This is a genomic window from Myxococcus sp. NMCA1 (assembly GCF_026810205.1).
Lineage (GTDB): Bacteria > Myxococcota > Myxococcia > Myxococcales > Myxococcaceae > Myxococcus > Myxococcus xanthus_A.
This window is the reverse complement of sequence record NZ_CP113950.1, coordinates 3,126,782-3,139,371: the sequence shown is the minus strand read 5'-3', so window position 1 is coordinate 3,139,371 and position 12,590 is coordinate 3,126,782. Positions and strand designations below refer to the sequence as shown.

Annotated in this window: 12 protein-coding genes; 10 read left to right on the top strand and 2 right to left on the bottom strand. The window is 69.2% G+C overall.

Annotated features, from left to right (window positions below; translation table 11 throughout):
* The first annotated feature begins 76 nt into the window (after positions 1 to 76).
* Positions 77 to 1,642: a peptidylprolyl isomerase gene (locus OZ403_RS13530; RefSeq protein ID WP_174260533.1), complete on the top strand. Its 1,566-nt coding sequence runs from the start codon at positions 77 to 79 to the stop codon at positions 1,640 to 1,642.
* Positions 1,643 to 1,747: 105 nt separating this feature from the next.
* On the opposite strand, the gene OZ403_RS13525 is transcribed toward OZ403_RS13530, so the two are convergent.
* The gene (locus OZ403_RS13525; protein ID WP_140790110.1) at positions 1,748 to 2,842 is read right to left on the bottom strand and encodes a GGDEF domain-containing protein; all 1,095 of its coding nucleotides are present in this window, start codon (positions 2,840 to 2,842) and stop codon (positions 1,748 to 1,750) included.
* Between the two features lie 53 nt (positions 2,843 to 2,895).
* On the opposite strand from OZ403_RS13525, the gene OZ403_RS13520 reads away from it, so the two are divergent.
* Complete coding sequence (locus OZ403_RS13520) at positions 2,896 to 3,492, top strand: Maf family protein (RefSeq protein WP_140790108.1); 597 nt, start codon at positions 2,896 to 2,898, stop codon at positions 3,490 to 3,492.
* Positions 3,489 to 4,172, top strand: coding sequence for a YggS family pyridoxal phosphate-dependent enzyme (locus OZ403_RS13515; protein WP_140790106.1), 684 nt, complete (start codon positions 3,489 to 3,491; stop codon positions 4,170 to 4,172). The genes OZ403_RS13520 and OZ403_RS13515 overlap by 4 nt, the downstream gene beginning before the upstream one ends.
* Here the strand turns inward: OZ403_RS13515 and OZ403_RS13510 are convergent.
* On the bottom strand, positions 4,159 to 4,380 hold the full coding sequence (locus OZ403_RS13510; protein ID WP_140790104.1) for a hypothetical protein: 222 nt from the start codon (positions 4,378 to 4,380) through the stop codon (positions 4,159 to 4,161). The genes OZ403_RS13515 and OZ403_RS13510 overlap by 14 nt on opposite strands.
* Positions 4,381 to 4,686: 306 nt before the next feature.
* On the opposite strand from OZ403_RS13510, the gene OZ403_RS13505 reads away from it, so the two are divergent.
* The 7 genes from OZ403_RS13505 to OZ403_RS13475 all read left to right on the top strand — a co-directional run bounded on the left by OZ403_RS13505 (position 4,687) and on the right by OZ403_RS13475 (position 12,515).
* Entirely contained in the window at positions 4,687 to 5,490 is an 804-nt protein-coding gene (locus tag OZ403_RS13505) for a DUF3108 domain-containing protein (protein ID WP_140790102.1), read from the top strand.
* Positions 5,491 to 5,516: 26 nt separating this feature from the next.
* Complete coding sequence (locus OZ403_RS13500; RefSeq protein ID WP_268784375.1) at positions 5,517 to 7,205, top strand: DUF4091 domain-containing protein; 1,689 nt, start codon at positions 5,517 to 5,519, stop codon at positions 7,203 to 7,205.
* 17 nt (positions 7,206 to 7,222) lie between these two features.
* Positions 7,223 to 8,119, top strand: coding sequence for a DUF3108 domain-containing protein (locus tag OZ403_RS13495; RefSeq protein WP_268784374.1), 897 nt, complete (start codon positions 7,223 to 7,225; stop codon positions 8,117 to 8,119).
* 112 nt (positions 8,120 to 8,231) lie between these two features.
* The gene (locus OZ403_RS13490) at positions 8,232 to 9,560 is read left to right on the top strand and encodes a hypothetical protein (RefSeq protein WP_268784373.1); all 1,329 of its coding nucleotides are present in this window, start codon (positions 8,232 to 8,234) and stop codon (positions 9,558 to 9,560) included.
* 28 nt (positions 9,561 to 9,588) lie between these two features.
* Entirely contained in the window at positions 9,589 to 10,686 is a 1,098-nt protein-coding gene (locus OZ403_RS13485; RefSeq protein WP_140790096.1) for an imelysin family protein, read from the top strand.
* A gap of 38 nt (positions 10,687 to 10,724) precedes the next feature.
* Positions 10,725 to 12,062, top strand: coding sequence for a di-heme oxidoreductase family protein (locus OZ403_RS13480; RefSeq protein WP_268784372.1), 1,338 nt, complete (start codon positions 10,725 to 10,727; stop codon positions 12,060 to 12,062).
* An 81-nt stretch (positions 12,063 to 12,143) separates the two neighbouring features.
* A complete protein-coding gene (locus tag OZ403_RS13475; RefSeq protein ID WP_171410244.1) occupies positions 12,144 to 12,515 on the top strand; it encodes a hypothetical protein in 372 nt (123 codons plus the stop codon).
* Positions 12,516 to 12,590 lie beyond the last annotated feature (75 nt).

Here is a 12,590-nt window from a genome sequence, read left to right as displayed (position 1 = left end):
CGGGCTACCAACAACACCGCGTCGCGAGTCCTTCCGCACGGCTTTTCTCGGCGCGTTTGCCCCAGAAGTGACGACAATGGACGGTCTGAATCCCCGGAAGGTTGCCTCGCTCCTGTTCATCATCGGCATCGCGGTGGTGTTCACGCTCCAGTTCGGCCCGGGCAGTACTGGCTTCGGCGCCACGGGTGGGGCGACGGCGCCCGGTTCGGTGGCCTCGGTGAACGGCAAGGAAATCCCGCTGCGTGACTTCGCGGCGGCCTGGGCCCAGCAGATGAGCTTCCTGCGCTCCCAGGGCAGCCCGGTGCCCGAGTCGCTCGCCCGCCAGTTCGGCATGCACAACCAGGTGCTCGACCGGTTGGTGAACACGGAGCTGCTGGCCCAGGCGGCCGAGCGCCACGGCATCAACCCGTCCGACGAAGAGCTGCGCAAGCTCATCCACCAGAACGCGGACTTCCAGAAGGATGGCCAGTTCGACTTCGAGCGCTACCAGCAGGTGCTGCGCGACTTCTACCGGAAGACCCCGCAGGACTTCGAGTTGGAGCTGCGCCGGCAGCTGGCGGCCCAGAAGATGATGGGCGTGGTGCGCGCCAACGCGGTGGTGTCGGACGACGAGGTCCGCGCCCGCTTCGAGAAGGAAGGCAACCAGGCGAAGGTCGTCTTCGCGCGCTTCCTGCCGGCCATGTACGCCGACAAGGTCCCCAACCCCACGGCGGCGCAGCTGGCCGAGTGGAAGAAGGCGCACGAGAAGGAGATCAAGGAGTACTTCGAGGCCAACCGCTTCGTGTACCAGCAGCCGGAGCGCATCCGTGCGCGGCAGGTGCTGGTGAAGCTGCCTCCGGAGGCCACCGCCGACCAGAAGAAGGCGGCCCTGGAGAAGGCGCAGGCGCTGCGCAAGGAAATCGAGGGCGGCAAGGACTTCGCCCAGGTGGCGCGTGACAGCAGCGAGGACCCGGGCAGCAAGACGCGCGGTGGCGACCTGGGCTGGGTGGAGCGCGGCAGCTGGGAGCCGGCGCTGGCGGACGCGGCCTTCGCGCTGAAGCAGGGCGAGGTGACGCAGCCGGTGGAGACGAAGTTCGGCGTGCACCTGGTGAAGGTGGATGAGAAGCAAGCCGCCCAGGACAAGAAGCTCGAGGACGTCCAGGACGAGATTGCCACCACGCTCTACAAGCAGGACCGCGCCAAGCAGCAGGCCCGCGCCGAGGCGGAGAAGGCGCTGGCCTCCGTCAAGTCGGGCCAGGGCCTGAAGACGCTCTTCCCGCCGGAGAAGGAGCAGCCCGCGCTGCTGCGCTTCGAGACGGAGACGCGCCCGGAGGCCGTGGAGACGGACAGCTTCACCGCCGAGGGTGAGGCGGTGCCGCACCTGGGCCCCGCGCCCGAACTGGTGAAGGCGGCCTTCGCCGTCAGCGCCCCGCAGCCGCTCGACAGCGTGTTCCCCATGGGTGAGGGCTTCGTGGTGGCGCAGGTGGTGGAGCGCCAGAAGCCGGACGCCGAGGGCTTCGAGAAGCGCAAGGAGGAGCTGCGCACCCAGGCCCGTCAGGCCAAGCAGATTGAACTGACGGAGTCCTTCCTCAAGGCGCTGCGTGAGCAGGGCTCGGTGGTGACGAACACCGCCGCCATCGACTCCGTGGTGGGCACCGGGTGAGTCCCGGCGTCCAACCGTGACGCCCCCGAGGGCCGGGCCGAGGGTACTCCCCTCCCCGGCCCTCTCTCATTGCGGGCTTCGCGGCCAACAGGGCCGGAGCGCCAGCTACCGCTCCGGGAACTCGTGGGAGCCCGTGCCGCCGTTGGGCGCAATGGGCTCGGCGATGCAGAGCGCGTCCCGCCCCCGGGCCTTGGCCGCGTACATGGCGAAGTCCGCCGCGCGGATGAGGTCCAGCGCGGACGAGGCATGGTCCGGATAGGTGGCCACGCCCACGCTGGCGGTGAGGCGCACGTCCAGGCCCTGCTCCACGAGGAAGCCCCGCCCCCGGAAGGCCTCGCAGACGCGCTGGCCGATGACGGCCGCGCCCTCCTGGTCCGTCTCCACCAGCAACATGGCGAACTCGTCGCCGCCGTAGCGGAAGACGGCGTCCAGGTTCTGCCGGCCCAGGGTAATCAGCAGGTCCCCCACTTCCTTCAAGGTGGCGCTGCCCACCAGGTGCCCGTGGGTGTCGTTGACGCTCTTGAAGTGGTCCAGGTCCAGGAAGACGAGCGACAGCGGGTGGCGGAAGCGCTCCGAGCGCTTCACCTCCTGGTCCAGCAAGGCGCGCAGGTGCCGGGCGTTGTAGCAACCGGTGTGCTCGTCCGTAATCGTCAGCTCCTGCACCCGCCGGAAGTTGCGCGCGTTCTCAATCGCGATGGCCGCGTAGTCCGCGATGGCGGTGAGGATGGTGAGGTCCTCGTTGGTGAAGGGTGGGTCCATGGGCCCGTTCACCAGTTCGATGATGCCCAGCACCCGGCCCCGGGCCAGCAGCGGCACCGCGAGGATGGAGCGGGTGTGGAAGGCGGAGGCTTCATCGAAGCGCGGCGAGAAGCTGGGGTCCCCGCCCACGTCATGGACGAGCCGGGCCGCGCCGGACGTGAATACGGCGCCGGCAATGCCCTCGCCCGGGTTGAGCTGGAGGCCCTTGAGCACGTCCGCGCCGTCACCCACCGCGATTTCGAAGTAGAGCTTTCCGGTGCGCTCGTCCTGGAGGATGAGCGACCAGTTGCGAGGCAGCAGCAGGCTGCTGACCTTCTGCATCACCAGCGCCAGCACCTCGCGGAGCTCGAGCGTGGACGTCAGGGCCTTCGCCATCTCATTGAAGGCGGCCAACTGCTCCACTGTCCGCTTCATGGCCGACAGGAGGTCCGCGGGATTCATCCGTAGAGTCCACTCCGGGGCACAAGTCTGGTAAGGCCGGACCGAGCCGTAACATGCACATGAACGCAGATCAAACGTTGCTCGTCCTGGCCTCGGCGTCGCCGCGACGCAGGGAACTTCTGTCACAGCTGGACCTCCGTTTCACCGTTTCCGCGGCGGACATCGACGAAACGCCCCACGCCGGTGAGGCGGCGGAGGCCTATGTCGGGCGGCTCGCCCGGGAGAAGGCCCGCGTGGTGGCTTCCCGCCACCCGGGCGCCTGGGTGCTGGCCGCCGACACCACCGTCGCCCTGGGCGCCGAGTTGCTGGGCAAGCCCCGGGACGCCGAGGAGGCCCAGGCCATGCTCACGCGCCTGTCCGGGCGGACGCATGACGTCTACACGGGCGTGGCCCTGGCAGGCCGGCATGAGGAGACGCTGGTGGTCCACACCCGCGTCACCTTCCGCGCCCTGAGCCCCGGGGAGATGTCCTGGTACGCGAACAGCGGCGAGCCCCTGGACAAGGCGGGTGCCTACGCCATCCAGGGCAAGGGCGGTTTCCTGGTGGCGGGCGTGGAAGGCAGCACGTCCAACGTCGTGGGCCTGCCGCTGGGCGAGACGGTGGCCCTGCTGGAGCGGGCCGGCGTGCCCCTTCCCTGGAGGGCCTCATGAGCGGGAGCGTGGCGGAGCAGCTGGCGTCGGTGCGGGAGCGGGTGGCGGCGGCCTGTGCCCGGGCGGGGCGGCCCGTGGAGTCTGTGACACTGGTGGCGGTGTCCAAGCTGAAGCCCGCAGACCTCATCCGCGAGGCCTACGCCGCCGGCCAGCGCGACTTCGGGGAGAACTACGCGCAGGAGCTGCGGGACAAGGCCGCGGAGCTGGCGGACCTGGACGGCCTGCGCTGGCATGCCATTGGAGCGCTCCAGACGAACAAGGTGAAGTACGTGGCGCGGGTGGCTGGGGCCTTCCACGCCCTGGACCGGCTGGAGGTCGCCCGCGAGCTGTCGAAGCGCCGCGACGGCGCCCCGCCCCTGCCCGTCTACGTCGAGGTCAACGTGGGCGGCGAGGCCACCAAGAGCGGCCTGGCACCCGACGCGCTCGGCGCCTTCCTGGATGAGGTCCGCGCCCTGCCTGGCCTCCAGGCGGTGGGGCTGATGGCGCTGCCGCCCCCCACGGAGGACGAGGTCCGGGCCCGCGCGGACTTCCAGGCCCTGCGCGAGCTGGCTCGTGTCCACGGGTTGCCGGGCCTGTCCATGGGCACCACCCATGACTTCGAGTGGGCCATTGAAGAAGGGGCCACCGTCGTCCGCGTGGGCACCGCCATCTTCGGCGAGCGCGCGCTCAAATCTCCTTGAACTTCACCCGCCCCTCCGAGTTCACGCTGACCCTGAACTCGGAGCCGCAGTAGTTGCAGCGCACCTCGTCCCCGTGGGCGAGCGCTTCATCCACGGGGTTGTTGGCGTTGCACGAAGGACAGTCGAAGTCCTTGTGCGCCTTGCCACCTCCGCGCGCGGACTCCTTCTCGTCATCGTCGAAGTCGAACGAACCGCCACCACCAGACATGTGCCCCTCCTGCGGGATGGCGCCCGACACCGCGGGATGCCTCGCGCGAAGGCTACCAGCGGTGTCGTCGAGTGGACACGCCGCTGCGCGGCACTCCCGCCTGCCGGGCGAACAGGCCCCGGCCGGGAGGAGGCGCGCGGGAGCGTGACGTGGGAAAGTGTGCCTCCCCGTGAAGTGAGCGGCCATCAATTGAATGGCTGGTCAACAACCGCGTCAGTGGAAATGGGCGGTGGCGGGAATGGTTCCAAGCCGGGTCTAGCGCGGTGCGGCCAGGCTACCTAATTTCCAAGCGAGGGAGCTCACCCGATGCAAACGCAGTCCAAGTGGGGGTTCGCGGCGGCGCTCGCGGGTCTGGTCTGGTCGGCGACGGCCATGGCCCAGGAATCCGTGAACCCGGCGTTCGGCCCTGGGGAGCAGAGCTCCTACCGCGTCAGGTACCTGGGCATCACCGCGGGAACCGCGCAGGTGACGGTGGGCGCCCACATGAAGCAGTGGGGCCAGGACGTGTGGCCCATCGTCGCGGTGGCACGCTCCAACGACATGCTGGGCGTGTGGCCCATCAAGGACAAGTTCGTGTCCTACTGGCAGCCGGAGAGCCAGCGCGTGGTGGGCAGTGACTTGCACGCGGATGAGAACGGCTCACGCCGCCGGCAGCGCATCAAGATGGAGCCGGACGGCAAGACGGCCTTCGTGGTGAAGCAGAAGGAAGGCGAGTCCCCGCGCGAGTCCACCCGCGAGGTGACGGAGGGCACGCTGGATGTAACCGGTGCGACGTTCGCGTTGCGCAACCGGGAGCTGGTCGTGGGGCAGGAGTATGCCTATCCCGTCTTCACCGGAAGCAAGCAGTTCACCCTCCGCGCGAAGGTGGAAGGGCGTGAAGTCCTGGGCACGGCGCTGGGCGACAAAGAGGTCTTCAAGCTCAGCGTGAAGACGGAGTTCGGCGGCAACCTCGCCTCGAAGCGGGACATGTTCGTCTACTTCACCACGGACCCCAGCCACGTGCCGGTGCGGGTGGAGGCGGAGTTCGCGCTGGGCACCATCGTCGCGGAGATAACCGACTACAAGCCGGGCCGGAGCATGACGGTGGCCCGCGCCGAGAATGGCGGGTAGCACCCGCCGGAGAGTGAAGGGGGCGGATGGGCGCAGGATGGGCGTGGGCGGTGGTGGCGGCGTCGATGTCCGCCACGCAGGAGCCTCAGGTGGTGTCGCCCCTGGTCAAGGTCCGGCCGGGCGAAGCAGTGAAGGGACGCAAGGAGGCGCGCCTCAGCCTCGCGCGCGGTGAGTGTGAGGCCGTGCAGGTGGCGCTTCCCGGCCGGGTGGAGCGCCCCGCCGTGGAGTCGCTGACGTTGAAGGGCCCAGGCGCGGTGCTGAAGGCCAGCGTCTGGCGCGAGGCCTTCATCGACGTGAAGACGCCGTCCAACGGCCAGGGCCGCAAGGGCCCGTGGCCGGACGCGCTGGTTCCGGTGGATGCGCCGGGACATGACTCGAAGTTGCCCACCGTCTTCTACGTGGAGGTGTGCGCCCCGGAGAAGCAGGAGCCGGGGACGTACCGGGGACAGCTGCTGGTGAAGGCGGGTGACGCGAAGGTCCGGCCGGTGCCATTCACCGCCGAGGTGCAGCCCTTCGCCCTGCCCGCCACGTCCTCGCTGCCCAACAGCTTCGGGGTGTCGATGTACAGCATCGCCCGGGGCCACGGCGTGGCGCCGGAGTCGGCGGAGGCGCGCAAGCTGTTGCGTGACTACGGACGCGCGCTCCTGGAGCACCGGGTGAGTGCCCATGGCATGAGCATGACGCCGCCTCCCGTGCGCTTCGAGAAGGGCCGCGCGGTGCTGGACTGGCGCGAGTACGACGCGGAGATGGCGCCCTTCCTGGACGGCAGCCTGCTGCCCTCCGGCGCCCGCTTCACCAGCACCGACGTGCGTGACAGCAAGCAGGCGAAGACGGACGCGGAGAAGACGGCGTACTACCGCGCCTTCGCCGAGCACTTCCGCCAGAAGGGCTGGCCCGCGCAGCTCTTCTTCTACGCCAAGGACGAACCCAAGCCCGAGGACGTGCCGCTGGTGAAGGCCCAGTCCACGCGGGTGCGCGCGGCGGGCGCGATTCCCGTGCTCGTCACCAGCCCGCTGGATGACGCGCTGAACAGCTCGGCGGACATCCTCACGCCCACGCTCAACTGCTTCTATCCGCGCCCCGGGCCGCAGACGTGCCGCAGCGTGGTGGAGACGCGCGCGCTGCGCAAACGGCTGGCAGGTGACACCCGCGTGTGGTGGTACCAGAGCTGCAATTCGCACGGCTGCAACGGCGGCCCCCCTGCGGACAAGGCGGTGGACGCGGCCTACAGCGGCTGGGCTTCGTACATGGTGGACCACCCCGCCCCGCTCAACCGGGCCATGGGCGTGCTCGCCTTCTCCTCCGGCGTGGACGGCGAGCTCTATTTCGACACCGTCTTCGCCTACAACACGAAGAAGGACCCCTGGAAGGACGTCTTCGAGTTCGGCGGCAACGGCGACGGCACCCTCTTCTACCCGGGGACACCCGCCAGGGTGGGTCCTTCCGGCCACCAACCCATCCTCACGCTGCGGCTGAAGCACATCCGGGACGGACTGGAGGACTACGAGTACCTCCGGCTGCTCGCCGAGCTGGGTGACGCCACCTTCGCCCGGACGGCCGCGCGCAAGCTGGCGCGCACCGGTTGGGACATCAACGCGGATGCGGGAGAATGGGAGGCGGTCCGCGAGGAAGTCACCACCCGGCTCCGGAAGCGCTGGGCGGAATCCGAATATGCGAAGCGCCCGGACCGTCAGACGCCGCAGAGCACCCCGTAGTCCCTGGAAGGAAAAGGATGAGCCCCCTGCGCACCCTCTTCGCGGCCCTGTTGTCACTGTCCAGCGTCAGCGCCTGGGCCCAGTTGCCGGACGCGGAGGCGGACGCACCGGAGGCCGAAAGCGCCAAGGCCGAGGAACCCGAGGGGCCCCTCACCGTGGCGCCGTGCGACTCCGCGCTGCCGGCGCTGCGCACGCCCATGGCGTTCATGCCGGGTGAGGTGCTCGAGTTCGACCTCGACGCCATGGGCGCGCAGGCGGGCACCATGACGATGCGCGTCCACAAGCAGAAGGATGGGCACCTCCCCATCCAGGTGGAGGCGCAGACCAACACCTTCTTCTCCAAGGTGCGGCGCGTGCACGGCAGCGCCACCGCGTACCTCCACCCTCGCACGCTGCGCCCCAAGCGCTACGTCGAGGACACCCTGGAGAACGAACAGCGCCGCAAGGTGGACGTCGCGTTCGGCCAGAAGGAGCGCACCGTCAAGGTGGACTACCAGTTCGGCCAGCGTCCCAAGGGGCAGTTCAACTACACCTTCGACAAGGACGGCCTGGATGTGGCCGGGGCCATCTACCTGCTGCGCCAGCTGCCGCTCAAGGACGACCTCCAGGTGTGCTTCGACGTCTACGGCGTGCGTCGCATGTGGCGCATGCAAGGCTCGGTGGTGAAGCGCGAACAGGTGACGACGCCGCTGGGCCAATTCAATGCCTGGCACATGACGGGCACCGCCGTGCGCCTGGACCGGCCCAAGCAGAAGCGTGAAGTCCACGTCTGGATTTCAGACGACGCGCGCCGCCTGCCGCTGGCCGCCGTGGGCACCATCGACCTGGGCGCCGTGCGCGCCACCCTCACCTCCGTGTCGCGTCCGGGTGAGAAACCGCAAAAGAGCGAAGGTCAGGAAACGATGAAGTGGTGAGCGGCTGACGCCCCTTCGTTGCCGCACCTAAGGCCCGTGGCCCTGCGCCGCGGGCCTTCTCATTTGCCCACAAATTGAAATTGGTTTGCAGAATCAAATTCAAAGATGTACGGTGCGCGCCGCTCCGATGACCTTCTTCGCGTCCCGCTCGTTCTTGATGTCGTTGTGTGCTGTCTCACTGCTCACCGCTGTCCCCTCCGATGCGCAAGACGCGCCGCCACCCCGGCCGCCCTTGACGCTGGACATCGGCGGCTACGCGGACCTGCAGTTCGCCTACTTCAATCACGGTGAGAACCAGAACCGCGCGGGAGGCTCGCAGCGCGACTCGCGCATGGCGTTCGACACCACGCGACTGGTGATGGAGTTGGAGGCCGGCCTCCCCGAGTACGGGTTGAAGGCGGAGATGGAGGTGGAGTTCGAGCACGGCGGCACCGGCGCCTCGCTGGAGCTCGAGTACGAGGAGTTCGGCGAATACGAGATGGAGGTGGACCGGGGCGGCGAGGTGCTCGTCGAGGAGCTCTACCTGGCCAAGACGCTGGGCCCGAACGTCACCCTCTCGGTGGGCCGCTTCTACGTCGCGGTGGGCACGCTGAGCGAGTTCTATCGCCCCACCGACTACCTGGGGACCATCCGGGACGAGGCGGAGACGCTCGTCATCCCCAACACGTGGGACGAGATGGGCCTGCAGGTGAAGTGGCGCATCCCCTGGGGACTGCGCCTCACGGGGCAGGTCGTCAACGGCCTGGACTCCACGGGTTTCAGCTCGCAACGCTGGGTGGGCGCGGGCCACCAGCGCCGGTTCGAACTGACGCGCGCCACGGACCTGGCGCTCGTGGTGCGCGCGGACGTCACCCGCTTCAACGGCATCAGCTTCGGCGCCTCGGCGTATTACGGCGACACCACGCGCAACCGGCCCAAGCCGGACCTGGTGCGGCAGTGCGAAGACGCCAACCCCAACGTGGTGGCGCCCTGTGGCTACGTGTCCGCGCCGCTGCTGATCCTCGACGCGCACCTGTCGGTGAACCGGGGCCCTTGGCGCGCGAAGGCGCTGGTGCTGTTCGGCCACCTGGAGAACGCGGAGCTGGTGTCCCAGCGCAACACGCGCCTTTCCAACCTGCTGGACGTGCTGCGCTCGCCCGTCTCCGACAACGCGCTGGCCATGTGGGGTGAGCTGGGCTTCAACGTGGCTCCGTCCGTGGGCCTGAGCGACGCCCACCAGGTCGTCCCCTACGTGCGCCTGGACTACGCGGACACGCAGTTCAAGCCGCGTGAGGCGCTGTTCAACAACCCGCGCTTCCGCCGCACCGTCTACACGGTGGGCGCCGCGTACACGCTGCGCAACATCGCGGTCGCCAAGCTCGACTTCAGCCACCGCCGCCTCGGTTCCGACGCCTTCCGTCCCGAGAACACGGTGCGCCTCTCCACTGGCTTCTCCTACTGACGTCCCCTGCCAGAAAGGCTGTTTCATCATGTCCCGCATCCCCGTCCCCTTCCGCCGTCTCCTCACGCCCGTCGTCCTGGCTGGCGCCCTGCTGGGCAGCGCCTGTGGCAGCTCCGATGGCGACCTGGGCCCCGACTCGCGGCTCGAGCAGTCCCTGGTCACCAACTTCACGGACACCGTGGTGCTGCCCACCTATCAGCGGCTCGCCACGCGGCTGACGGAGTTGGACGCGTCGGTCCAGGCGCTGCGCAACGAGCCCACCCAGGCGAAGCTGGACGCGGCGCGCGCCGCGTGGTTCGCCGCGCGCGTTCCGTGGGAGCAGAGCGAAGGCTTCCTCTTCGGTCCCGTGGACAGCGAAAGGTATGACCCGGCGCTGGACAGCTGGCCGGTGAACCGCACCGACCTGGACGCCGTGCTCGCCAGCGGCGATGTCCTCACGCCCTCGTACGTGCGCAACCTCCAGGAGACGCAGAAGGGATTCCACACGGCGGAGTACCTGCTGTTCGGCGACGGCGGCACGAAGGTGCCCGCGGACTTCGCGCCGCGGCAGTTCGAGTACCTCACCGCCATCACCGCCGAGCTGAAGGCGGTGGGTGACGCTCTCGCCGGCGCCTGGACGCAGACCAAGGACGGCAAGCCTCCGTACCGCGAGACGCTGACTACCGCGGGCCAGGCCGGCAACGCCGCCTATCCGTCGCTGCAGTCGGCGGCGCAGGAGATGGTGGGCGGCATCATCAACATCCTCGACGAGGTGGCGAACGGGAAGATTGCCGCCCCGTACGACGCGAAGGACCCGGACCTGGTGGAGAGCCAGTTCGCCTACAACTCGCTGAGCGACTTCACCAACAACATGCGCAGCGTGGAGAACGTCTACCTGGGCCACCTGTCCGACACGCAGGCCCAGGGGCAGACGTTGCGGGACGTGGTGGGCGTGGACTCGGAGCTCGACGTGAAGGTTCGCGCCGAGCTGGCCGCCTCCATCCAGGCGCTCGCGGCGATTCCGGAGCCCTTCCGTGAGTCCATCCGCGCCCCGGCCGCCGCCCAGCGCATCGAGGCGGCCCAGGCTGCCATCAACACGCTCAAGCGCACGTTCGAGTCGCAGGTGCTGCCCCTGGTCAACCGCTGACACGGGCACGGCGACAAGCGCGAGTGAGGCGAAGCGCGATGAGACGAAGGTGGATGATGGCCGGGCTGGCGCTGCTGGCCACTGGCTGTGGCGAGAACGCACCCGGACGGCCCCCGGCCCCGCCGAGGGCCGGGGGTGAGACGACCATCGACAACCGGACGTCGCTCGCCTTCGCCCAACCCGCGCCGAACCTGTCCTCGGAGAACGACGCCTTGCACCGGGCGGGTGACGCGGCCTTCGCGGCCGTGTTCATCCCCGCCCCCGCGCGCGTCAACCCGGGGCTGGGGCCGGTGTTCAACAACACCTCGTGCAACGGGTGCCACCTGCGCAACGGGCGAGGCATGCCCGTCATGGGGCCTGGGCCGCAGCGCACGCAGTTGCTCGTGCGCGTCAGCCTCCCCGAGGGCACACCAGCGCATCCGCACGGCGCGGTGCCCGTTCCGGGCCTGGGCCTCCAGATTCGGGACCAGTCGAACTACGGCGTCCGTCCGGCCGCGTCCGTCACGCTGTCGTGGGTGGAGACGCCAGGGCAGTACGCGGATGGCACGCCGTACTCGCTGCGCGCGCCGCGCGTGAACATCCAGCCGACGGATGGCTCCGCGCTTCCACCGGACATGCAGGTGTCCCTGAGGCTGCCGCCTCCCGTGTTCGGGCTGGGATTGCTGGAAGCCGTGCCGCTGGCCACGCTGCGCGCACTGGCGGACCCTGATGACCGTGACGGGGATGGCGTCTCCGGACGGGTGAACGAGGTCTGGGACGTGGCGAGCCGTGCGCTGGTGCCGGGTCGCTTCGGATGGAAGGCGAACAGTCCGGACCTCTTCCAGCAGTCCGCCGAGGCGTACTTCAACGACATGGGGATTACGACGCACCTCTTCCCGGAGCCGGATGGCTCGTACGAGCTGCCCCGGGACGAGCTCGACGCGGCCATCTTCTATTCACAGTCGCTGGGCGTGCCGGCGCGGGCGTCGCTGGAGGACACGGAGGTCCTGCGAGGCGAGGCGCGGTTCCGTTCGCTCAGCTGTGAGCGGTGCCACCGCGAGACGCTGGAGACGGGCGCGCACCCGGTGGCCGAGGTGGCGCATCAGCGCATCCATCCGTATTCGGACCTGCTGCTGCACGACATGGGCGTGGGGCTGGCGGATGGGCGTCCGGACGGAGCAGCGACGGGCACCGAGTGGCGCACCCCACCGCTGTGGGGCCTGGGGCTGACGCAGACGGTGTTGCCGTATGCGAGCTATCTGCATGACGGGCGCGCCCGGACCTTGGAGGAAGCCATCCTCTGGCACGGCGGCGAAGCCGAGCCCGCGCGCGAGGGCTTCCGCGGGCTGGGGGCCTCGGACCGTGCCGCGCTGGTGAAGTTCCTGGGTTCGCTCTGAGGGTCGGTGCGCGTCGGCGCGCCGGGCTTCGGCCCTGACTGGAAAATTGACGGAGTGCTACCTGCCTGTAGCGTCGAGGCCATGCCCCCTCCGGCCCTGACCCTCGTCGCCCCTACGCCGTCGCGCCGTGCAGACCCGGTCCGGGTGGCGGTGGAACAGCTCGCCCGCTCACTGCCTGCGCGCACTGACGCGGCTGTGCTCGTGGACCTGCTGGAGGATGACCTCCGTGAGGGACTGGACGCGCTTGGCGAGGTGGAGGCCCATTTCACGGACCTGCTCGACACGCTTCGCACGGAAGCGGTGACACCGGCCGCGCTGGTGGACTCGGGTGATGACCTGCGCGTCCTTCAGCAGCTGGATTCACTCCATGACGCCGTCGTGCGGCTGCGCAAGCGCCTGTCCCAGGCCGCGAGCATGAGTCGGCTGGCACATGCGCCGGTGCGCAGCCGCTGACACTCAGCTGAGAAGCCACGTTGTTTCGCCTGTCCCAGCCGCAGGCAGTGCCAGCGCACGGCCGCGAACGTCGAT

Bases quoted from the DNA above. Each gene is read 5' to 3' on its own strand.
- OZ403_RS13530 (WP_174260533.1), top strand. From the start codon at position 77: ATGGACGGTCTGAATCCCCGGAAGGTTGCCTCGCTCCTGTTCATCATC.
- OZ403_RS13525 (WP_140790110.1), bottom strand. From the start codon at position 2,842: ATGAATCCCGCGGACCTCCTGTCGGCCATGAAGCGGACAGTGGAGCAG.
- OZ403_RS13520 (WP_140790108.1), top strand. From the start codon at position 2,896: ATGCACATGAACGCAGATCAAACGTTGCTCGTCCTGGCCTCGGCGTCG.
- OZ403_RS13515 (WP_140790106.1), top strand. From the start codon at position 3,489: ATGAGCGGGAGCGTGGCGGAGCAGCTGGCGTCGGTGCGGGAGCGGGTG.
- OZ403_RS13510 (WP_140790104.1), bottom strand. From the start codon at position 4,380: ATGTCTGGTGGTGGCGGTTCGTTCGACTTCGACGATGACGAGAAGGAG.
- OZ403_RS13505 (WP_140790102.1), top strand. From the start codon at position 4,687: ATGCAAACGCAGTCCAAGTGGGGGTTCGCGGCGGCGCTCGCGGGTCTG.
- OZ403_RS13500 (WP_268784375.1), top strand. From the start codon at position 5,517: ATGGGCGCAGGATGGGCGTGGGCGGTGGTGGCGGCGTCGATGTCCGCC.
- OZ403_RS13495 (WP_268784374.1), top strand. From the start codon at position 7,223: ATGAGCCCCCTGCGCACCCTCTTCGCGGCCCTGTTGTCACTGTCCAGC.
- OZ403_RS13485 (WP_140790096.1), top strand. From the start codon at position 9,589: ATGTCCCGCATCCCCGTCCCCTTCCGCCGTCTCCTCACGCCCGTCGTC.
- OZ403_RS13480 (WP_268784372.1), top strand. From the start codon at position 10,725: ATGAGACGAAGGTGGATGATGGCCGGGCTGGCGCTGCTGGCCACTGGC.
- OZ403_RS13475 (WP_171410244.1), top strand. From the start codon at position 12,144: ATGCCCCCTCCGGCCCTGACCCTCGTCGCCCCTACGCCGTCGCGCCGT.